This is a genomic window from Pontibacillus litoralis JSM 072002, assembly GCF_000775615.1.
Lineage (GTDB): Bacteria > Bacillota > Bacilli > Bacillales > BH030062 > Pontibacillus > Pontibacillus litoralis.
Map to the genome: position 1 here is coordinate 249500 of NZ_AVPG01000001.1, position 21463 is coordinate 270962.

The 21463-nt window shown below is 39.5% G+C and carries 25 protein-coding genes and 1 other annotated feature; all 25 genes read right to left on the reverse strand.

Going from position 1 to position 21463, the window contains the following annotated elements:
• Positions 1–63: 63 nt before the first annotated feature.
• The 25 genes from N784_RS01265 to N784_RS01385 all read right to left on the reverse strand — a co-directional run bounded on the left by N784_RS01265 (position 64) and on the right by N784_RS01385 (position 21417).
• Positions 64–618: an intercompartmental signaling factor BofC gene (locus N784_RS01265; RefSeq protein ID WP_036831196.1), complete on the reverse strand. Its 555-nt coding sequence runs from the start codon at positions 616–618 to the stop codon at positions 64–66.
• Between the two features lie 70 nt (positions 619–688).
• Positions 689–1411, reverse strand: coding sequence for a YebC/PmpR family DNA-binding transcriptional regulator (locus N784_RS01270; protein WP_036831200.1), 723 nt, complete (start codon positions 1409–1411; stop codon positions 689–691).
• 140 nt (positions 1412–1551) lie between these two features.
• A complete protein-coding gene (locus N784_RS01275; RefSeq protein WP_036831203.1) occupies positions 1552–2121 on the reverse strand; it encodes a YhcN/YlaJ family sporulation lipoprotein in 570 nt (189 codons plus the stop codon).
• Positions 2122–2196: 75 nt separating this feature from the next.
• Positions 2197–2937 carry an NAD(+) synthase gene (nadE, locus tag N784_RS01280; protein ID WP_036831205.1) on the reverse strand — a complete coding sequence of 247 codons (741 nt, stop codon included), beginning with the start codon at positions 2935–2937 and terminating at the stop codon, positions 2197–2199.
• Between the two features lie 167 nt (positions 2938–3104).
• Positions 3105–4148, reverse strand: coding sequence for a SafA/ExsA family spore coat assembly protein (gene safA / locus N784_RS17050; protein WP_052127073.1), 1044 nt, complete (start codon positions 4146–4148; stop codon positions 3105–3107).
• Positions 4149–4321: 173 nt separating this feature from the next.
• On the reverse strand, positions 4322–5203 hold the full coding sequence (pheA, locus tag N784_RS01290; RefSeq protein WP_036831207.1) for a prephenate dehydratase: 882 nt from the start codon (positions 5201–5203) through the stop codon (positions 4322–4324).
• Positions 5204–5220: 17 nt separating this feature from the next.
• Positions 5221–5670 (reverse strand): ACT domain-containing protein, encoded by a 450-nt coding sequence (locus tag N784_RS01295; RefSeq protein WP_036831210.1) that lies wholly within the window; start codon positions 5668–5670, stop codon positions 5221–5223.
• Between the two features lie 25 nt (positions 5671–5695).
• Entirely contained in the window at positions 5696–6976 is a 1281-nt protein-coding gene (gene obgE / locus N784_RS01300) for a GTPase ObgE (protein ID WP_036831212.1), read from the reverse strand.
• Between the two features lie 4 nt (positions 6977–6980).
• Complete coding sequence (locus tag N784_RS01305; protein ID WP_036831215.1) at positions 6981–7511, reverse strand: Spo0B domain-containing protein; 531 nt, start codon at positions 7509–7511, stop codon at positions 6981–6983.
• A gap of 140 nt (positions 7512–7651) precedes the next feature.
• Positions 7652–7942 (reverse strand): 50S ribosomal protein L27, encoded by a 291-nt coding sequence (rpmA, locus tag N784_RS01310; protein WP_036831218.1) that lies wholly within the window; start codon positions 7940–7942, stop codon positions 7652–7654.
• 14 nt (positions 7943–7956) lie between these two features.
• Positions 7957–8289, reverse strand: coding sequence for a ribosomal-processing cysteine protease Prp (locus tag N784_RS01315; RefSeq protein WP_036831221.1), 333 nt, complete (start codon positions 8287–8289; stop codon positions 7957–7959).
• A gap of 14 nt (positions 8290–8303) precedes the next feature.
• Complete coding sequence (gene rplU, locus N784_RS01320) at positions 8304–8612, reverse strand: 50S ribosomal protein L21 (protein WP_036831224.1); 309 nt, start codon at positions 8610–8612, stop codon at positions 8304–8306.
• Between the two features lie 12 nt (positions 8613–8624).
• Positions 8625–8695 (reverse strand) — a sequence feature (ribosomal protein L21 leader region).
• A 35-nt stretch (positions 8696–8730) separates the two neighbouring features.
• Positions 8731–10203, reverse strand: coding sequence for an Rne/Rng family ribonuclease (locus N784_RS01325; protein WP_036831226.1), 1473 nt, complete (start codon positions 10201–10203; stop codon positions 8731–8733).
• 14 nt (positions 10204–10217) lie between these two features.
• A complete protein-coding gene (locus N784_RS01330; protein ID WP_036831228.1) occupies positions 10218–11087 on the reverse strand; it encodes a M50 family metallopeptidase in 870 nt (289 codons plus the stop codon).
• On the reverse strand, positions 11074–11841 hold the full coding sequence (locus N784_RS01335) for a M23 family metallopeptidase (RefSeq protein WP_036831230.1): 768 nt from the start codon (positions 11839–11841) through the stop codon (positions 11074–11076). Before N784_RS01335 ends, N784_RS01330 begins: the two co-directional genes overlap by 14 nt.
• Positions 11842–11965: 124 nt before the next feature.
• A complete protein-coding gene (minD, locus tag N784_RS01340) occupies positions 11966–12766 on the reverse strand; it encodes a septum site-determining protein MinD (protein ID WP_036831233.1) in 801 nt (266 codons plus the stop codon).
• A complete protein-coding gene (gene minC, locus N784_RS01345) occupies positions 12759–13448 on the reverse strand; it encodes a septum site-determining protein MinC (RefSeq protein WP_036831237.1) in 690 nt (229 codons plus the stop codon). Before minC ends, minD begins: the two co-directional genes overlap by 8 nt.
• A gap of 91 nt (positions 13449–13539) precedes the next feature.
• Complete coding sequence (mreD, locus tag N784_RS01350) at positions 13540–14079, reverse strand: rod shape-determining protein MreD (RefSeq protein ID WP_036831238.1); 540 nt, start codon at positions 14077–14079, stop codon at positions 13540–13542.
• Entirely contained in the window at positions 14076–14990 is a 915-nt protein-coding gene (mreC, locus tag N784_RS01355; protein WP_036831239.1) for a rod shape-determining protein MreC, read from the reverse strand. The genes mreD and mreC overlap by 4 nt, the downstream gene beginning before the upstream one ends.
• A 12-nt stretch (positions 14991–15002) precedes the next feature.
• Positions 15003–16043, reverse strand: a complete 1041-nt coding sequence (locus N784_RS01360; protein ID WP_036831240.1) for a rod shape-determining protein — start codon at positions 16041–16043, stop codon at positions 15003–15005.
• Positions 16044–16337: 294 nt separating this feature from the next.
• A complete protein-coding gene (gene radC, locus N784_RS01365; RefSeq protein WP_036831241.1) occupies positions 16338–17027 on the reverse strand; it encodes a RadC family protein in 690 nt (229 codons plus the stop codon).
• A 17-nt stretch (positions 17028–17044) separates the two neighbouring features.
• Complete coding sequence (locus tag N784_RS01370; RefSeq protein ID WP_332307833.1) at positions 17045–17650, reverse strand: Maf family protein; 606 nt, start codon at positions 17648–17650, stop codon at positions 17045–17047.
• 207 nt (positions 17651–17857) lie between these two features.
• A complete protein-coding gene (locus tag N784_RS01375) occupies positions 17858–18811 on the reverse strand; it encodes an SPOR domain-containing protein (RefSeq protein ID WP_036831242.1) in 954 nt (317 codons plus the stop codon).
• A 239-nt stretch (positions 18812–19050) separates the two neighbouring features.
• Entirely contained in the window at positions 19051–19806 is a 756-nt protein-coding gene (locus tag N784_RS01380; RefSeq protein WP_036831243.1) for a prepilin peptidase, read from the reverse strand.
• A 327-nt stretch (positions 19807–20133) separates the two neighbouring features.
• Complete coding sequence (locus tag N784_RS01385; protein ID WP_036831244.1) at positions 20134–21417, reverse strand: bifunctional folylpolyglutamate synthase/dihydrofolate synthase; 1284 nt, start codon at positions 21415–21417, stop codon at positions 20134–20136.
• Positions 21418–21463: the final 46 nt, after the last annotated feature.

The following is a 21463-nucleotide window of genomic DNA, read 5'->3' on the forward strand; positions in this document are numbered from 1 at the left end:
TAGATAGCTCATCAAAGACGATATCTTAAATATATTTATACATAGGAAACCCTGGCTTGCAATTTAGCCAGGGTTGTTTTTCGTCGTTTCGTACGGTTCAAACTGTTTTAAAACACTAAGGTAATGCTCTTTAGAACTTACTTTAATTCCTTGTTGTAACTGTTTTGTATCACGCGCTTCTAATTTATCTGTATTTAAATAATAAAACGATTCAATAACCTCATTATTTACAGGAATACCGAGAAATATCGATAACTCCCCATTATTGCTAATGCCGAAATATCCTTCTTTCTTAACTAAAGGGGATAAAGCATCCACCTCTTTTCGAAACACAACCTTACCTTGCTGTTGATCGATTAGCTGCCAGCCTTCATGAGATGCCCAAAAATCTTCCATCGACCACACCTTCTGTTGCTTTCGTTCTTCTTCTATTTGACCATCTACGTATTGACGTTGTAACACCACTTCTACTTCTAACGGTTCTTGTTGCCATACCTTTTTCGTTGGTTCATCCCGTTCTGATGATGTACTTCCTACAACTAAACTATAACTAGTCCACGTGCTAACGATTATGAAAATAAATAGACTAATCATACTATAGACAACTCGATGCTTCATAACGAGACACCCCCATAATGATAAAAAAACTTCTAATTTCAGTTTGTCCAGAAATTAGAAGTTTCATACGTTATTTATAATTATGGTATACCTCTTGCACATCTTCTAAGTCTTCAAGCATGTCCACTAGCTTCTCTAATTGCTCAGCTTCTTCCTCTTGAAGAGATGTGTACGTTTGTGGAATGAATGTAATTTCCGCTTCTTCAAGCGTATAACCACTCTCTTCTAGAGCTGTTCGAACTTCATGAAAGGAATCTGCGGTTGTAAATACTTCAAAGGCATTCTCGCTTGTTTCCATTTCTTCTGCTCCTGCTTCGATCACTTCAAGCATAAACTCTTCTTCATCAATGGTATGCTCGCTACGGTTTACCGCGATATACCCTTTTCGGTCAAACATAAATGAAACACAGCCATTTTCGCCAAGGTTGCCGTTATTTTTATTAAAGGCATGACGTACTTCTGATGCTGTACGGTTACGATTATCTGTTAACACTTCTACCATAACAGCAACCCCATTTGGACCATATCCTTCATACATCATTTCCTCGTAATTAGCACCATCCATGTTACCTGTTGCTTTATTAATCGCACGTTCTATATTGTCATTCGGTACGTTATTAGCTTTTGCTTTATCAATTGCTAGACGAAGCGCTGCATTCGTGTCCGGATCACCACCGCCTTCTTTCGCCGCGATGTACAAATCTTTCGCTAGCTTCATGAAAATCTTTCCACGCTTCTTATCTTGTGCACCTTTGCGATGCTTAATATTGGCCCATTTAGAATGTCCTGCCATTGGGCACACCCCTCTCACTTAATCCATATATCAAAATTCTTATATAATATATCATACTTTATGGAATGCTAAAAGTACGTAACAATTGCTATAACATGTTCAAGTCATATAAAAAAAGGAGCTACACACTCGCTCCTTTTTTACCTGTAGGGATTACGAAATTGATCGACTCCCCCTGGCATTTCGTCAGCTTGATTGATTCTACCTTTTAAATCTTTCATTCGATCCCAATACACTTCGTCTGTATATACAACAATTTCTTTATCATAAGCTTCAGGCATTTGTGCTACAACTTGGCGCACTTTTTCAGCTACATTCACGCGAGTAGATGTCGTTCGTCCTGGTTCAGCTACCGCTACCATTACTTTATCGTGTGTTACGACTACTTGTGCCATTTTAACGTAGCGAGACTGGGTTAGTCGTTTAGAAATGTTCCGTGATTGGATATCATATTTTTTGTTATTCGTTGACATCGCATTTGGGTCTGATAACCGGGTTTGCTTCGTAGGATCGGCAGCGTGTTCCTTTTCCCGTCTAAACGGAATATTGCCATCGTCTTTACTTTGCTCTACATATTTCTCTTGTTCATTCAGGTCATAGGACAATGGCTCAGGTTGCAAGTCTGATTCAACGTAATCTTCTGTTGCCATGCAGCCTGCAAGTAGCATAATGAACAAAACTTGCGCACCCACTAAGTGAATTACCTTCAATAAGAAAACCTCCCTTCCATGTTAGCATGGATTAGAGAGGCTTATATTAATCAAGTTACTTATAGGAAATCGTGGTTACCTTTTAGGAGGTGCAGCAGCTAAGTTACGCTTGTGTTCTGTTCTGTTATGAAGCTTCTCAATAATCGCCTTATCTTCGTCTGCTACTGGTTCACCTTTAAGGTATTGGTCAATCGTGTCATACGTAACTCCCATTTCTTGTTCATCTGTTTGCCCTTCCCAAAGGCCTGCGCTTGGAGCTTTCGTTATTATATTTTCTGGAACACCTAATGCTCGAGCAAGGTCACGAACTTCCCCTTTTGTAAAGTGAATAAGAGGAACAAGATCCACACCACCATCGCCATACTTTGTAAAATAGCCTGTATGCCACTCGGCTGCATTATCTGTTCCAACAACTAAGTATTGATGATTGGTAGCTACTGTATACAATGTACTCATGCGCAGTCGAGCACGTAAATTAGCATCCGCTAGTCGTTCCTGCTTCTCATTATAAGTCCCTTGTTCTTCTAGTTGTTGCTTTACTGAATGATAAATAGCATGATGCGCTTCTGTTAAGTTTATTGTCACGCTTTCAATTCCACAGCTTTCCACTACTTGTTCTGCAGCTGCTTGATCAGAAACGTTGCTTTTACAAGGTAAAATGACGCCTAATGAATGGTCAGGGAACGCACGCTTAATTAAGTGAGCCACAACGGCGGAATCAATACCACCACTAATACCCACTACTAACCCATTTAAACCAGCGCCTTTCACTTGTTGTTGTAACCAATCGACTAATTCGTTAATTGTTTGTTGCATGTTGTTATCCCCTTTTCTATCAGAACGTTAAATGTCTTTGCAACCTATGTTAGCATATTGTTAGTAGGAAGCCAATCAGCTGAAGGGTTCCTACTATCACAGACAAAAAAAGGAATGTCAACAGGTGCAGCACCGTATGACACTCCTTTTTCTTATGATTTATCGCATTATTCCTCGTCATCGAACGGCGGCATTTGAAACGGCCGATAAGGGTTATTCCCGCTTGGACCCATCATGTACTCCCCATTCATAGGCATCATGTTCGGCGGTTGCCCTTGAACCATTCCATTCATAGGTACAGGGGATTGCATTCCATATGGCATCGGCTGTGGCTGATAAGATTGTGGTGGCATCATTTGCATATTAGGATCAGCATATGGCATGCCATAATTACCATACATCATCGGTTGCGCTTGCATGTATTGATCACTACATCCACAATCAGCATTATTTCCATTTGGCATAAAAGGCATTTCCATATCATCGTCTAAATCATCTTCCATTTGATTGACTTGCCCCTGAACCATTGGATCGTGCGGCATTGGAGTTGCATAATCATAACAATGCATATAAGAGCCCATATGATGTGGCATCGGCATACACGGTTGCGGTGGTGGGCAAGGGTGTGGTACACACGGCATGCAATGCGGCATTACTGGATAATAATAAGCAGGTTGCTGGTATGCAGGATAATATATTGGTTGTTGGATTGGCTCTTGCTTCTCTTCTTCTTTAGGTTCAGGCTTTTCCTTTGGTTTTGTTTCCGGTTGAGGAGCAGGATATGCAGGCATTTGCGGAATGTTTACAGTTGTATAATAATTATCCATTTGTTGTTCCATTGTTGGAAATTGCATTTGAATTGGCATTTGGATTGGCTGCTGTTGTAAAGGCTGGATTGGTGGCATCACTGGCTGTTCCTTCGGCTTAGGCATTTCTTTTTTTGGTAATTCTTTCGGTTTCTTTTCTTCTTTAATAACTGGAAGCGGTTTTGGAGATTCATCTTTATAAGGATGTTCAGATAGGTTTGGCTGGATTGGCTGTTCTTTCTTAACTGGCTTGGAATCAGAAGGCACTTTTATCTTCATTCCAGGCATAATCATATCGGGGTTGCTTAATTGTGTATTCATACCCTTTAATTCTTCAAAGTTAACCCCGTATTTCTGGGCGATTTTCCACAATGTATCTCCTTTTTGAACAACATGAATTTTCACAACGAATACTCCCTTCTTTCTGTTATTTCATTAACGAGCTTGTAAATAACAGTTCTACTCCATACAACATATGCAGCAACCTCTTAAAGATTGATGAAAAAGCCTAAAAAAACGAAAAAAGCGCAGTACTTCCCTTAAGAAAGGTGAAGATAGTGCGCTTTAATTAGGAACCGTTATTTTTTAGTTGATGATGCGCTAGTTGGAGCAACAATCGGAAAACAAGGGTACGTACCGAGTATTTTTGTTTGACAGCCTAAAGCTGCTAATTCAGCTTGCACCGCTGGAAATAAAATATCATCATATGGCTGTTCAACATCAATAATGAAGTAATAATTACCTAGTCCCGTTTTCATTGGACGTGACTCTATTTTAGAAAGGTTCATTTTCCGCCAAGCGAATGCAGATAACACTTGATGCAGTGCACCTGAATAGTCACTAGGCAATGTGACCATAAGCGTTGTTTTATGATGTGTAGCCATCAAATCACGCAGCTTAATCGGCTTCGGTTGTTTTTGTACAACAGCAAATCGTGTATGGTTGTTATCATAATCATGAATGTTGTACCTTATGATGTGTAAGCCGTATTCTCTAGCCGCCAGCACATTGCCAATCGCTGCATGGTTACCTTGTGCTTGCGCTATCTTAGCAGCAGCTTCTCCTGTAGAAGACGTATACTCCACTTCTGCTTCATGTATTTGCTCATGAATAAAATGATGGCACTGAGCAATCGCATGGGAATGGGAATATATTTGATCAATACTTGTAATATCACCGGTGAAATCTTTATGAACAAGTAAGTGCTGTTCAATCGGCATGACAGCTTCCGCAATAATGGAAACATCCACTTGATGAATAAGATAATCAATGGTTAAATGAACGGTTCCTTCAATTGCATTTTCAAGTGGAACAACAGCTACATCGACTTCTCCATGATCAACCGCATCTAAACAAGCCGGAATCGTTCTATAGCTAATTGTATCCCCCTGTTCAAATAAGGCATCTACCGCTACATTCGTAAATGTTCCTTTAGGTCCTAAATAAGCTACAGCTGTCAATGATTGTTCCCCCTCTTCTATGCTCCACTACTCAAAATTTCTACTTTATCGACGAATTCAAGTCGCTTAAAATCCGCTATCATATCTTCTACTGAACACATCATCCCTGCCGTATTTAAAGATAATGTAACGTTTGCTTTACCTTGTAACGGGATGGTTTGGTGAATCGTTAATATGTTACAACCAGCTTTAGCTACCATTGCAAGCAAGTGCGACAACGTTCCTGATCGGTCTTCTAAATGGAAGAACAATGTAATAATACGTTCTTTCACCATAGCCTGAAATGGAAAAACGGTGTCCCTATATTTGTAAAAGGCACTTCGACTTAGGTCTACCTTTTTCACTGCTTCGTGAACAGAACCTACCTTCCCACGTTCAAGCAATTCTTTCGCTTCCATCGTCTTTTGCATCGATTCTGGTAACACATCACTTCTCACTAAATAAAATTGTTCTTTTTTCTGAGCCATGACACATTCCCCTTAAATGAATAGTCTAATCGACAAATTCAAATTCATATCCCAGGAGGCGAATTGTATCGCCATCTCTAGCACCACGTTCACGTAACGCTTCATCTACGCCCATACCTCGTAACTGACGAGCGAAGCGATTAATCGTTTCATCACGAGTGAAGTCTGTCATCTTAAATAAGCTTTCAATTTGACTTCCTGACAATACGAAAGCACCATCTGGATCTCTGGATATTTCGAAAGGTTGTTCCTCTTTTTGGAACTTATAAATAACTCGTTCGTCCTTCTCTTCAATATTATCTTCTTGCTTCGGTATCGTTTCGAGAATATCCGCAATAGCAAATAATACATCATTTAAGCCTTCTCGCGTAATAGCTGAAATAGGATACACTGGTATATCTTCTGTTAAATTTTCTTTAAACGCCTGTAGGTTTTGCGCTGCTTCAGGCATGTCCATCTTCGTTGCTACAATAATTTTAGGACGTTTCACTAGTCTTTCATCGTATTGCGCAAGCTCCGCTTTAATGGTTTCGTAATCTTCGGAAGGATCACGGCCTTCCATACTAGCCATATCAACCACATGGACAATCACTCTTGTTCGTTCAACGTGACGTAAAAATTGATGTCCCAAGCCAACCCCTTCGTGAGCTCCTTCAATTAATCCTGGTAAATCGGCCATGACAAAACTACGTTGATCCGTCGTTTCTACTACACCTAGATGCGGCGCTAAAGTAGTAAAATGGTATTCTGCCACTTTAGGTTTTGCAGCACTTACAACGGAAAGAAGGGTCGATTTCCCCACACTTGGAAAACCGACTAAACCGACATCCGCCATTAATTTTAATTCAAGAGAAATGTCTCGTTCTTGGCCAGGTGCACCTTTTTCTGCAATATTCGGTGCTGGATCACGAGGACTTGCAAATCGTGTATTACCACGGCCACCTCGACCACCTTTAGCAATGATTGCTTGTTGTTTATGTTCCGTTAAGTCAGCAATCACTTCCCCAGTTTCTTCATCTTTTACAGTCGTTCCAGGTGGTACAGGTATAACGTAAGGGCTAGCATTTTTGCCGTGTGCACCTTTTCCCATTCCGTTTTCACCGCGACTCGCTTTAAAATGACGTTGGTAACGGAAGTCCATTAACGTATTTAACCCTTCGTCTACTTCAAATACGATATCCCCACCGTTTCCACCATCTCCACCAGCGGGACCACCTTTTGGTACATATTTCTCACGTCTATACGCGACGATTCCGTCTCCACCGTCACCAGCTTTGACATATACTTTAACCGAATCGACAAACATGAGCTCACCTCTCCTTCATATCGATGTATATATTATACGTTTTTTGTTCATTGTTATCGTCTATAATAAAATCGTGCACATTTGGCACAGTTTCTATTCTTTTTTGAAGCTCCTTTTCGTCTGTCACTTCCACACACACTTCAAAATGCAATCGTGGGACATACGTTTGTTTAAGGCGAACATGTAATTCACATAATGTTAATGGAGAGATACACGCTTGGATTATTTGAACAACCGCTTCACATTGGTTCACCAGCTCTTGATCGAATTCCGACCAATCTTCTTCAGCTTCAATTTGATAGGTAAGCTTGCAATTATCGTTGAGCATATTACATTGAAGTATCCATAATGCGAAATATGGAGCCTGTAAGCTCATTAATTTTGCTTCTTCACGGGAATTTGCAATTATTTCATCTAGCTTCTCTTGCACCTTATCCATTTTATTCATAGCAGCATAGCCGTGGACGATTTGCAGTTCATTCATCCAGTCGTGGCGATAATGCCTTAATAATTTCGTCACTTCCTGTACTTCCATAGGTTTATATCCCCTTTTACGATAATAGTAAAAGTATAGCAAACTTACACACAACCGGAAAGAACGAAAATAACGAGAAGTATGTTAAATAGAGAAATAAAGCATAAAAAAACTCTAACCCGTAGGCTAGAGTTTTTTCATTAAGCTTCTTGAGCTACTGGGTACACGCTAACCTTTTTACGGTCACGTCCGTAGCGTTCAAATTTAACTACACCGTCGATTTTTGAGAATAGTGTATCATCACCGCCGATACCAACATTCTCACCTGGATAAATCTTTGTACCACGTTGACGGTAAAGGATTGAACCAGCTGTTGCAAATTGACCGTCCGCACGCTTCGCTCCAAGACGCTTGGAGATTGAGTCACGGCCGTTCTTCGTACTACCAACACCCTTCTTTTGGGCGAAGAACTGTAAGTCTAAACGTAACATTGGGCTGCACCTCCTTATGACTCTGAAATTGTAATATATTCACCATAATCTCGCTCTATAGTTTTTAAAGCTATAATCATACCTTCTAATAGTACGCTTGCTTTCTGAAATGAAGTGTTAGATAAAGAATCCGGAAGCTCTACCCGCAAGTATCCCCCTTCTCCACCTTGCTCAATGATTGGTTCACATGAGCAAAGCTCCATTACAGCATTTACAGCCCCAAACGTAACGGCAGATACAGCAGCACATACTAAATCGTGTCCATAAGGGCCACTTTCCGCATGTCCGCTCACTTCAAAATCTATAATGTCCGATTGTGGATTTCGTGTAACAAGTACTTGTATCATCTTCCGTACCTTACTTACGCGTTGATTTTTTCAACAGTAAGTTTTGTGTATGGCTGACGATGACCTTGTTTACGTTTGTAGTTCTTTTTAGGCTTGTATTTGAAAACAGTAACTTTCTTTTGACGACCTTGTTTTTCCACTTTAGCCGTAACAGAAGCACCTTCTACGTAAGGAGCGCCTACTTTTGTTTCGTCGCCACCTACTACAAGTACTTTGTCGAATGTTACATTTTCACCATCTGTAGCATTTACTTTCTCAATGAAGATTGTTTGACCTTCTTCTACTTTTACTTGTTTGCCACCAGTTTCGATAATTGCGTACATACTTGCACCTCCTTATTAACTCAGACTCGCCATGCAGGTGCCCTAAAGGCTTGAAAACCTGTTTTGAGCGGTTGTAGCATCGGGTGCTACTCAACATAACGTATTGATGTTATCATGTTTAAAACACCCTGTCAAGGATTCCTTTCTTAAAAAAGGGCCTTTCAGACAAAGTATCAACGTCCCCGATAAAACGTAGCTTGTATGTAACATCACGTTCTCTATTTTCTATGACGTAAAGCTGTTTGTAAAGAGAAGATTTTAAAACATTTATATCAATAACTTCACGAAATGCTTGTATAATATCTGAACGCACCTCCATCACAATGACGTCTTGATCGTGCCATTTGTATGAAAGTAATTCTCTTTCAAGCTGATAGGCATACGTTTCCGGAGATATTATTGCTCCCCCGCCAGCACAAGTACCACACGATTGACCAAACGTTTGGAATAAAGAAGGGGCTTCCCGTTTACGCGTTAGCTCAACTAATCCTAATGCGGTAAAATCATGCACTTCAGTCCGTATTGGGTCATGACGAACCGCTTGTTTAAGAGTTTGTAATACTTTTTGCTGGTCCTCACGCCTCTTCATGCTAATGAAATCAATGACAATCATCCCTGATACATTCCGTAACTGAATTTGTCTCGCGATTTCTTTTGCTGCTTCGATGTTCGTTTTTAAGGCCGTTTGTTGCTTGGAATGTGACCTCGTAAACGTAGCAGAGTTTACATCAACAACGACCATCGCCTCTGTTTCGTCAAATGTAAGCTGCGCTCCACTCTCTAAAGGAACACTCCTATTCATAACTCGTTCTGTTATTTGATTAAACGTGAACGGAAGCTCCTTTTCAATTTCTCTTACCCACGTACACTTCCCTTGTAAATACGGAAAATGTGCTTCTATGGATTTTTTCCATTGTTGATTATCAATATAGACATGATCTATCACTTGATCTGGGAACTTACGTAAAAAACGATACGGTAATTCTTTATCTTCTAGTACAAGGTATGGAGGTCGTTTTTGTTTGATTGTCTCTTGAAGCGACCTCCACCTTTCCCTTAAGGTATTTAATTCGTCTACAAGTTGCTCCTCTGTTTTATTTGTTGCACCCGTTCGCACAATAACTCCTTCTTTGTCAACACAAACGCTGTGTGCCCATTGTTTTAAACGAGTACGTGCATCCACTGCTAGTTTTCTGGAAATGGCATAGTAATTTCCAAATGGTAAATAAACAAGATCTATGCCTGGCAATGTTATATTGGCTGTCAACTGTGCTCCTTTTTGATCATAAGCATCCTTCGTGACTTGTACTAAAACCGCTTGCCCTTCATGAACGAGCCGTTGAATAGGCAGCGAATCATCTTCTCTTGCGGCAGGTAGTTCATTTCGTTTCAAAAAACCTGGTTTCCCTTGTCCGAAATCAACAAAGGCTGCTTGTAAACTAATGCTAATATTCACAACCCGCCCGATATATAAATTTCCTACTTGGCTTGTAGTATGTGGCCGCTCAACAACAACTTGTTCTAATTGGTTGTTCTGTAATACAACGCCCCAATGTTCTGTTGCGTCTTTTTTTATATAAATGTGCTTCATTCATAATCCTCACTTTACATCGCACTCCATTCTGCAACATCTTTTGCACTTGCGGAAGATTGTTTCAACGTAAAATAATAGTACAAACATTCTCCCTCATCGATTACTTTACGAGATTGATTACGAAACAACACGTAAATATGATGATGTGTCCCGCGCTTAAACCTGTGAAAAATGTGATGAATAGGCATATCTTCCGGGACGTGAATTGCATGAAGGGTATGAACGGAATCATTTCTATCTTCATGCCTTTTCAGCAAGTAGCGCAGAAAGGTGTACTGTCTTTGTTTCCATTCTAGCCGATTTTCCCACAATAGAAAACACGCTAGTAAAACTATCGTAAGGGAAAAAGGGAAGATCAGCAAACTAATGAGTACGGTAAATGCAATACAAACAATGGAACAGATGATTACATATGCTTGCGCTTTCACGAATGGAAAACGGTGAGAAAGGAATAAAAACAATAAATGACCTCCGTCTAATGGCCATACTGGTAGCAAATTAAAGATTAGGATGCTTGTATTGTATAGAAACAACAAATCGACCATGCTTGGGGATACCCATTGCATCCAACCTAGCATCCAAATTACACCATATAACCAAAGATGTTGTACTGGCCCAGCTAACGAAACTGCCAATTCTTCTTTAAGTGGCCTAGTATGATGTTCATCTGTCTCCATTACACCACCGAACGGCCAAAGCATGACAGACCTTATGCGCCAGCGATAATATAAAGCCATTCCATAATGCCCTAGCTCATGAATCAGCACAATCAAAAATATAGCGATAAGCTGAAGAAAGGAACCCGTTACTATCCCAATGGCAATCATCGCCCATAAAATAGGATGAATATGAAAATGGTTGATTTTTTTACTGATGTTCATCAACTTGTATCACCTGTATGGGATCGACGTACTTCTCTCCTTGTTGAATCGCAAAGAAAAAGGGTTCTCCCGCTTCCGCTTGTGTAGTACCAATTACTTGTTGATTAGGGACTTGCTCATATTGTGTAACATCTATGTTGTGCAACATACCATAATACGATTTAGCACCATCTGCATGTTGGATAATGACTGTGTTCCCTGTATTCTTTTTCTTTCCAGCGAAAAGGACAATACCTTCATCAGTTGCTCGTACTTCTTGTTGTTGTTCAGTCACAATTTGAATTCCTTGACCATTCTCTTGAAAGGATTGTTGAATAGACCCACTAACAGGTAGCGCATACTCTTCTGTTATAACGGGAACGTTCTCTTCTATATGCTGAGGCAAAAAAGCAAATGGCTCTCCAAACGATTCTTCGTACCATTTATTCACAGATGCAAATGGAAATTCTTCTGTCACTGCATGGTGCACAAATGCTCTCGGTTTTTCAAATGACTCCATATCCCATTGATACATGATGGCCACCGCAAAAAAGAGAATGGCAGATAACAATGATTTGAATACAAAGGTCGTCATATATTGACCACTACCTAATTTCTCCTCCTCAGTTGAAGACGAAAAAGGAAGGTAGCCATGCTTCTCCTCCTCTTGCACATACGTAACGGTTGAATTAGCGTGCTGACGCTCCCCTTTTACAGAACGCTGCTTCTTTCGTTGTGCAATTGATTTACGAATATGACGTACATCTTTTTTCATCGCGTCTCCCCACTTCATAATCTTATTTGGTACAAGTTTATGTCACGTTGAACCAAGTTATGAAGAAAAGCGAAAAGAGCCGTAATCAAAAAAAAAAATCTGCTGTTTTAAACAGCAGATTGATTTATTTCGAACGTATACCAAAAAATTCTTTCACTCTCGTTAATATCCCTTTATGTTCATCGAAAGATTGCAATGGTACTGATTCCCCAAGAATACGACGGGCAATATTACGGTATGCGATAGATGGCTTCGTACTTGGCTGGAATGCAATCGGTTCCCCATTGTTAGAAGCTTTAATTACTTCATCATCATCTGCGACAATTCCTAATAAATCAATAGATAGTATCGCGACAATTTCATCTACATCAAGCATGTCTCCTTGCTCTACCATATGATTGCGAATACGATTCACCACTAAACGTCGGTGCTCAATTTCTTCTTGTTCTAACAAACCAATGATTCGATCTGCATCACGTACGGAAGCTTTCTCAGGCGTTGTAATCACAATCGCTTTATCGGCTGCCGCTACTGCATTTTTATAGCCTTGTTCAATTCCAGCAGGGCAATCAATGACTATGTAATCAAACTCTTGCTTTAATTCTTGGACAATATTCACCATACCCTCTGGAGTTAGGCTCGATTTATCACTAGTTTGTGCAGCTGGCAACAGGGAAAGAGCTTCAAATCGCTTATCCTTTATTAATGCTTGTTTCAGCTTACATCGTTCTTCCATCACATCTACAATGTCATAAATGATACGATTTTCTAATCCCATGATAACGTCCAAGTTACGTAAGCCGATATCTGTATCCACTAGACATACTTTTTTACCCATTAAAGCTAGAGCTGTTCCGATATTAGCAGTAGTTGTCGTTTTACCAACCCCACCTTTTCCTGATGTAATAACAATCGACTCACCCATTGAGCATCCTCCTTTCAATACCTCGCAAATCTGGTCGTTTCTGATAAAGAAGTTGCAGACGATCTACCATGATTTTTCCCTGCTCCTCATCGATATATCCACATTCCATATAAGTACCGGCCACTTCTTCATAATCAGGAGAGCGACTTATATGATTAGCGATTCGTAATTGACTGGGCTTCATATAAGAAGCAGCGATGACAGCATCTGCATTACCATCTACCCCCGCATGAGCAACTCCACGAAGGTTCCCCATAATAAAGATGTTACCAGTCGCAACAATTTTACCACCAGGATTCACATCGCCAATTAACAAAACATCTCCGCGTATTTCAACAACTTGACCACTACGAATCACTTTAAAAATGGAAGTTGTTTGCGTATCACGTTTCCACTCCAGAGCTTCTTCTTTGGTCAACACATCGGATTCAATAGATTCCACGACTAATTTATGATGAGATCGAACTTTCTCCACAATTTGTTCTTGTTGCTCATCGGTAATATAACGTTTACCGAGCTGAATTCTAACAGTAATCTCAGGTTGTCCATCAGCCATTTCATTCCCTACTAATTTATTTTCTAGTTCTTTCATCACTTCATCAAAAGAGCTAGTATCATCAATATGTAGGGTTAAGCCTTCTTTCGTTCCTTTTATGGATACAATTTGCTTCTTGATACTCATGGAAGCTTCACCTCAAACAATATATTCAACAAATCGCTGCACAATACCTTTATACGACTTATTAACATTGCTATTTTTTCATGTATAACATTCATACGGAAGTAGACTTCTCTAAATGCGACTCCGCCCAATCATTTAATTTCCTGGGCAATAACGGCAATAATAGCAACGCAAACACAACATTCGCCACTAGTGTTGGTAATAACATTTTATACACATAAGTATACCACGTAATATCTGTTTCTCTAATAATAGAGTATAACACATATACAATCACATCCGCACAGACGACTGCTACGACAGTTAATAATGTGGTCACTAACCAATTAGAATGAAGTATTCGTTTTAAACCATGAATGCTATAAAGGACAAGTCCGTACGTAAACATATACACTCCGAGCATGTCTGTATAAACAATATCGACGAGTAAACCGAAAATAATCCCATACAGAACGCAATAGTATGTAGAGTCATAATCATAAAAAATAGCAACATACACGAGTACTACTAATACCCAATGTGGAATAAAATAAAAACTAGACGTTAACCATTCTTTCGGCAAAAAGTCCATTGCAGTACCTTCTAACACAACAATAACGATTAGAAGAAGAGGGAGGTATACACGTTTCATTCCGCATCCTCCTCCTTCTTCTCTTCGTCAGTCGCTTCTTCTTCATTAAGAACTGGCGAATGAATTTCTCGATCCACAACTGCGACATGATTAATATCATATAAATCAGCAGCAGGCTTAATATATGCCGTTTGCGTTAAACCATATTCATCTACAATAACGTCTTTAACAGTACCAATAGGCAATCCTTTTGGGAATACGCCTCCCATGCCCGAACTCACGACTTTCTGGTCTTTCTTAATTTCCGCTTCATATGGGATACGTTTTAGCAACAAGTACTCATTTTGCTCTTCATCCGGCGCTTCGATTAAACCAAATTGGTTGCTTGCATTTTTCCCTTCTCCAACAATCATAGCATGAATAACATTCGACCGATCAAACCCACTTAATAACTTCACTTTCGATGTCGTAGCAGAAGTCGTTTCTACTTTACCGATTAATCCTTGTCCAGTGATAACAGCCATATTCGGCTTAATACCCTGGTTAGAACCTTTGTTAATCGTTAACTGTTCAAACCAACGTGGCTCAGGACTTCTAGCGATAACAGATGCTTGAATTAAATCATATTCATCAATGCTTTCTTCTTTATCTAAAATAGATTTCAACTCTTTATTTTCTTGTTCTAAAAGCTGTACTTCTTCTTTTAAACCTTTAAATTCATTAATTCGCTCTCTTAATAATGCATTTTCTTCATACGTATGTCGCAAATCTTGGATATTGTCGATTGTATTGGTAACAAAATTTATAGGAGTATGGAATACCGTTTGCAACCCACCAACGACATCTAATACAAATTCTTCAGGTAGTGTCAATTGATCACGGTCCCTCATCGAAAAGCCAATCAATGCCACTAATAAAATAAGACTTACAAGAATCGTAATTAAGCGTTTGTTTCTAAAAAAAGATGGCATCCTTACACCTTCTTATTCCATGTTAGCTCTAGTTGCTACATTAGGTTGTGATTTAAAATGATGAATGTATTCGAGCGATTTTCCCGTTCCAATAGCAACACTATCTAATGGATCTTCCGCTACAAATACAGGCATCTGCGTTTCATTACTAATCAATGTATCTAAATTATGCAAAAGTGCCCCGCCACCTGTTAAGACAATACCACGATCCATAATATCAGCTGACAATTCAGGTGGAGTGTGTTCTAACGTTACTTTCACAGCATCGATAATTTGTTCTACCGTATCTTTCAGAGCACCCGCTATTTCTTCAGCTGTAATTTCAATTGTCTTCGGTAAACCTGTCACTAAGTCCCGGCCGCGAATATCTATTGTTTCATTTTCTATTGGATGATTAGCAGACCCAATTTCCATCTTAATCGTTTCAGCCGTACGTTCACCAATTAGTAAATTGTACTGTTTACGAATATATTGAATAATATCATTATCCATATCATCTCCAGCAACTCGAACAGACTTGCTCGTTACAATGCCACCTAAGGAAATAACGGCTACCTCTGTCGTTCCACCACCGATATCTACGACCATACTACCCGTTGGCTCCCATACAGGTAAACCAGAGCCAATAGCAGCTGCAAACGGCTCTGCTATTGGATACGCTTCACTTGCACCAGCTTGCTTCGTTGCATCAATAACCGCACGTTCTTCTACCATTGTAATTCCTGAAGGCACACATACCATTACATTCGGTTTCTTTGCAAACGTGGAGCGATTTTTTTGCGCTTTTTTAATGTAGTATTTCATCATCGCTGCCGTTGTATCATAATCCGCAATAACACCGTCTTTCATCGGCCGAATAACAGTGATATTTGATGGCGTACGGCCAATCATATTCTTTGCAGCACTTCCTACCGCTTCTATTTGTCCCGTCGTCTTGTTAACCGCTACAACAGAAGGCTCACGTACAACAACATTTTTCCCTTTAATAAACACTAATGTATTAGCAGTACCTAAATCGATACCGAAATCTTGACCGAATCCGAATCTCACCACAATAATCTTCCTTTCTCATGTAAACGAACATTTTTATACTATCTTCATTCTATATCAACACTCGAATAATTTGCAGTAGAATTTATGTAATACAACGTCCATTACTAAATTCACGTTAATAAGCGCCAAACGTATCTTTATCCCAAACGGTTGGCGCTATAATTGTTATTCTGATATGTTAATTATACGAAAAAAAATTAAAAATAGATAGTGTTATCCTACAGGTTTTTCCTTCATGCGACAAAAGAATGATGATCGATTCGCTCAAGATTGCAGTACTAGCTCACAATTCTCTTATAGATACCCTTTTTCTTTCAAAGAAATATATTTTCTATCTCCAATAACAATATGATCTAGCAATTCAATACCTAACATTTTCCCACATTCTGTTAACCTTCGAGTCACATGAATATCTTCTTGAGAGGGGGTTGGATCGCCAGACGGATGATTGTGCGCACATATAATCGAAGCTGCCGACCGTTTCACCGCTTCCTTAAAAACTTCTCTCGGATGAACAATCGATGCGTTTAAGCTACCAATGAAAATAGTTTGCTGGTGAATGACTTGATTTTTCGTATTTAGAAATATGCATACGAAATGCTCCTGATGAAGATCGCGCATCTCCTCCATTACATAATCCGCAGCATCTTCTGGGCTTTTGACAGCATAACGATCAAGAGGTTTCTGGTTATGCATCCTTTTTCCTAATTCTAAAGCCGATAAAATAACGACAGCTTTAGCAGTACCAATGCCCTTTATAGCTGTTAATTCTTCAATCGTAGCATCTTTCAATAGAGATAAACCTTCAAAATGGATTAAAATACGTGAGGATAGAGAGGTGACAGATTCATGTTTCGTCCCGCTACCTAATAATATAGCGAGTAACTCTGCATTGGAGAGATGCTTCGCCCCAAGATGGATTAGTCTTTCACGCGGACGCTCCTCTTGAGGCACATCTTTAATAAGAATTGGAACTTCAGTCAAAAATCCACTTCCTTACATTATGAATTCCCTGTTACCTTATGCTCTTGTTGAGATAAGTCAGGATAAATACCGTAAGAGCGCAAGGAACGGATCACCCGAGACAACGGTAATCCTACTACATTGTAGTAATCCCCTTTGATTTGTTTTACTAGAATAGAACCATGGGATTGAATACCATAAGCTCCTGCTTTATCATAGGAATCTCCAGTGTCTAAATAATCATTAATATCTTCTTTTGATAACGGCCAAAACTCAACTGACGTCTTCTCGACAAATATCGTTTCTTGTTCCGAAGAGCGAATCATTACTCCTGTATATACATCATGGATATTCCCACTTAACATCGAGAGCATTTGAAACGCTTGTTCTCGGTTTTTCGGTTTCCCAAGCACGTTGCCTTCAAAACTTACGACGGTATCCGCACTTAAAATCACTTCGTTATCTACTGAGAAAGGTACTGATCTCCCTTTTAACTCTGCTAACGCATGTACATAAGCACGTGGACTGCGACACGTCATTTTAGATTCGTCAACCAATTGCTTGCGAGCCTCATATGGAACATTTACTAAGTCTAACAATTCTCTTCTTCTTGGTGAGGAAGAAGCTAAAACTAATTGTGGCATCATCATCATCCTTTTTCGCATAAGTTGTTATTGGTAACAGGGTTATATACATCATACCGCTTCACCTCTACTAACTGCAAAGCGTCATTAGGAAATTTTACATAATTTACAGTATTTTAAAATTGTATTTTCATTTAGAAGAATTAACATTTTTCCATTCACTTGCTTCATACAACAAACATTTTTCACTTCTACCCAAATGCTACTCTATTGCATGAATTGTTCATAGGAGTGCCATACGTGTAATAAATGCTGTTGAATTTCCTCCTGCCCTCCAGCTTGTGCAGCGTTTAATAACTTCTCCATATTAGCTATAAGGAAAGATGTGCTTTCCGTTACTTCACTCGGGCGAGATTCGATCCACGTTGTCATTTCTCCCATAACCGATTCATCCATTTCGTTAGCCTCTTCTACTAACATAGACCAATGATCCATGCCAGCCGCGACCCAGTCTCCTTCCTTCTTCTCTACTTGCTTCTCCCCGCCTTGAACGCTCCATTCTTTTACAAATGCATCAAAGCCTTGATTCTGTATTTCATCGACTATATTACTTGCTTGATTTTCAGAAGAAGCCACCCCTGCCAATAAATAATACTGCTCATCTCTTGGCCAAATATACGTTTCGATCCCTTGCTCGTCCATATCTTGTTGCCAATTTTCAGCTTTATCTTTCGTAGAGAAAACGCCAGCTTGAACGACTAATAGGTTAACGGCTGGAAAAGAGTACGCTTGCTTTATAGCTTCTGATGCTTGATCTTCACTATCTGCTGGAATGACAACACCTTGATCTTCACCCACCATTTGCTGGCCATCCCCCCCAGCGAAAATGCGTATCATTAATAAACCAAGGAATACCCCAACGAGAACAGCAGATATACTCGCTAGAAACATTCGTTTCATCCCTGCCGTTAAACGAACTTCTTTTCTTTGCCTTCGGAGCGCACTTTTCACCTTCGAAAAAGAAGGACGATTTCGCTTGCTCGTTTTGTAGTATTTGTTTTCTTCTTCCGCTTTCTCTTTTTCTTTTATCCAATCCTCGACAGCAGAAGCTTGCTCTTCGCTTGCCACTTGGAACGCTTGTTGCTTTTCATCTTTCCCTTCTTGACCAAGCTCAGTGTCTTCACCATTTATACGTATAGAAATTTTTTTGGAGTCGTCCATGCTATCCCTCTTTCTATAAATTGGTTTTGCTTCACTCTATCACAACCTCTAATAGAAACTAGACGACTTTTGTCAGCTACCATTCCCTTCTTTTCGCCAAAAAAAAAATCCACCCTCATTGGAGTAGATCCATGTATGTATGCTTCCTATCCACACGCGTATCGTTACACGTAACACATAATCTTTTGCAACAAAATTAACACGCTGTTTACTCGCTTTAAACAATTGTATGCCATTACTCACCTAAAAAAAGTAGTTACATACCAGTCAATCAAGCTATCTCCAATGAAATAAGCAACAATAGACCCGAAAATGATAAACGGTCCAAATGGAATTGGTTTGTTTCGCTGAATAATTCCGAAAGCTAATAACACGCCACTGATAACCGCTCCACTTAATGTAGATAACAAAAACGCTAACACGGTCTTTTTCACACCTAGCACAACACCAATAACACCGAACAGCTTCATATCTCCTGCTCCCATGCCACCACGACTCACGAATATTATAACAGCAATGATTCCAACACCGACTACTGCTCCAACAACGGAATCATACCATGGTGTAAGTGGCTCAATTGCTCGAAGTATTATGAATAAAGGCAAAAAATAAACGAGCACTTTATCTGGAATAATCATATACGTTATATCCGTTACGAAGACAATCATTAGTAAAGACATAAAACATATAGACACGATTAGTTCGACACTATAATCAAATACGACGTAACTACAAACAAACAAAAGCGCCGTACTTATTTCGACTACCGGATACATCCAAGCTATCTTTTCCTGACACATTCGGCAGCGACCCTTTTGTATAGCATAGGAAAAAACAGGAACCAACTCCACCCACGTTAACATATGTGCACATTGTGGGCACTTCGACCTTGACGTGAAAAAGCCTTCGGATTTAGGAGCCCGAAGGCCAACAACATTATAGAAAGAGCCGAAGATAAGACCAATAATAAATACATACACTCCAAAAAACAGCATCTTTATGGCTCCTCATTTTTAGTTTGAGAAAGGCGTAAAATATTCTATTTGTTTACATTTTGTCGAATCTTGGTACCGAATCGAATATCATCTATCTTGATAGACCAAAATTCACCACCACAACTAAAGGGATATTCCTTTTATATAGGTATCCCGTAGGAGTAACATACATAACAATTATCATCCTCACGACGCATCTCATAAACAGCATAGACAAAAATCAATCTTTTTTACCATTTAAAAGTAACAATCTCCTCTAACATAATTGTATAATAAAGTATCAGACTTTAAAAGGACATTTCAACCATGATTCATACATTTTCTGGTTTAATGCTTTTGATCATGAAAGTAAGCACGCACTTCTCCAATAAAATATAAAGACCCAGACACAATGAGTACATCTTCTTCTGTCAATTGACTCATCAAAGTAAGCAGAGCCTCTTGCCAATGTTCATTCACCTTTTTATTAGGATGGCTCGATTTACTTGCTATCTCCTGCGCTGATGCTGCTCGTGGGAATTCAAAACTTGTAAACATTACATGTGCGAACGTTTTATCGAGGAGTGGGAGCATGTTGACTAAAGGCTTATCTTGTAATGCAGAGAATAGTAAATATTTATTCTTTGCTGGAAAATGTCTGTTTACGGTTTCGACCATTGCCTGAATTCCTTCTTCATTATGCGCACCATCTAGCATAACGACCGGAATGGATGATATTTGTTCAAATCTCCCTGGCCAGCTCGTTTTAGCTAGTCCCGCCCTGATTGCTTCTTCTTGAACCCACTTTTCTACTAATAGAATTGTTTGTATCGCTAAAGCTGCATTCCGAACCTGATGTGCTCCTTTCATTTGAATGTGTATATCATTCCATCTTGTCGTTTCGTTTTGAAAAGTAAATACTTCTCCGGTTGATGTCGTTTCCATGTTCGATATATTTATTTCACTTCCTATAGCATACAAAGAAGCTTGTTGATCGGATGCTCTTCGTTCGATTACGTTTAGCGCTTCCTGTTGCTCAACACCACATACAGCTGGGATACCTTGTTTCATTATGCCCGCTTTTTCGGTAGCGATATCTGTCAATTCATCCCCAAGAATGGCTGTATGATCCTTTCCAATGCTAGTAATCACACTGACAATAGGTTTAATGACGTTCGTTGAATCCAACCGACCGCCTAATCCCGTTTCTATTAAAACGTAATCAACTGGATGGTTCGCAAAATAATCTAGTGCCATTGCCGTAATGACTTCAAATTCTGTTGGGCTCCCGACAGCCGTATGTTCCATGTGTTCGGCAATCGGTTTCAAACGCTCTACTAATTTAATCCACTCTTCATCAGATAAGGCTTTGCCGTTTATGCATATACGATCGTTAAAATGAACAACAGATGGAGACGTAAATGTTCCAACTTGATAACCTTGCTCTTGCAAAATATGACGCATAAAGGTAACGGTAGAACCTTTCCCATTCGTACCTGCTACATGAATGGCGCGTATTCGTTGTTCAGGATGATGCAGCTGTTTCATCAAATATTCCATTCGTTCTAAGCCTGGCTTCATTCCGAACGTTAAGCGGCTTTGAATCCATTCAATCGCTTGTTCAATATTCATTTTCTTTCCTCCTGTTATTGCAAATAGTAAAGAAAGACGAACCCAC

Bases quoted from the DNA above. Each gene is read 5' to 3' on its own strand.
- N784_RS01265 (WP_036831196.1), bottom strand. From the start codon at position 618: ATGAAGCATCGAGTTGTCTATAGTATGATTAGTCTATTTATTTTCATA.
- N784_RS01270 (WP_036831200.1), bottom strand. From the start codon at position 1,411: ATGGCAGGACATTCTAAATGGGCCAATATTAAGCATCGCAAAGGTGCA.
- nadE (WP_036831205.1), bottom strand. From the start codon at position 2,937: ATGCAACAAACAATTAACGAATTAGTCGATTGGTTACAACAACAAGTG.
- N784_RS01295 (WP_036831210.1), bottom strand. From the start codon at position 5,670: ATGGCTCAGAAAAAAGAACAATTTTATTTAGTGAGAAGTGATGTGTTA.
- obgE (WP_036831212.1), bottom strand. From the start codon at position 6,976: ATGTTTGTCGATTCGGTTAAAGTATATGTCAAAGCTGGTGACGGTGGA.
- N784_RS01305 (WP_036831215.1), bottom strand. From the start codon at position 7,511: ATGGAAGTACAGGAAGTGACGAAATTATTAAGGCATTATCGCCACGAC.
- rpmA (WP_036831218.1), bottom strand. From the start codon at position 7,942: ATGTTACGTTTAGACTTACAGTTCTTCGCCCAAAAGAAGGGTGTTGGT.
- N784_RS01315 (WP_036831221.1), bottom strand. From the start codon at position 8,289: ATGATACAAGTACTTGTTACACGAAATCCACAATCGGACATTATAGAT.
- rplU (WP_036831224.1), bottom strand. From the start codon at position 8,612: ATGTACGCAATTATCGAAACTGGTGGCAAACAAGTAAAAGTAGAAGAA.
- N784_RS01325 (WP_036831226.1), bottom strand. From the start codon at position 10,203: ATGAAGCACATTTATATAAAAAAAGACGCAACAGAACATTGGGGCGTT.
- N784_RS01330 (WP_036831228.1), bottom strand. From the start codon at position 11,087: ATGAACATCAGTAAAAAAATCAACCATTTTCATATTCATCCTATTTTA.
- N784_RS01335 (WP_036831230.1), bottom strand. From the start codon at position 11,841: ATGAAAAAAGATGTACGTCATATTCGTAAATCAATTGCACAACGAAAG.
- minD (WP_036831233.1), bottom strand. From the start codon at position 12,766: ATGGGTGAGTCGATTGTTATTACATCAGGAAAAGGTGGGGTTGGTAAA.
- minC (WP_036831237.1), bottom strand. From the start codon at position 13,448: ATGAGTATCAAGAAGCAAATTGTATCCATAAAAGGAACGAAAGAAGGC.
- mreD (WP_036831238.1), bottom strand. From the start codon at position 14,079: ATGAAACGTGTATACCTCCCTCTTCTTCTAATCGTTATTGTTGTGTTA.
- mreC (WP_036831239.1), bottom strand. From the start codon at position 14,990: ATGCCATCTTTTTTTAGAAACAAACGCTTAATTACGATTCTTGTAAGT.
- N784_RS01370 (WP_332307833.1), bottom strand. From the start codon at position 17,650: ATGCCACAATTAGTTTTAGCTTCTTCCTCACCAAGAAGAAGAGAATTG.
- N784_RS01375 (WP_036831242.1), bottom strand. From the start codon at position 18,811: ATGGACGACTCCAAAAAAATTTCTATACGTATAAATGGTGAAGACACT.
- N784_RS01380 (WP_036831243.1), bottom strand. From the start codon at position 19,806: ATGCTGTTTTTTGGAGTGTATGTATTTATTATTGGTCTTATCTTCGGC.
- N784_RS01385 (WP_036831244.1), bottom strand. From the start codon at position 21,417: ATGAATATTGAACAAGCGATTGAATGGATTCAAAGCCGCTTAACGTTC.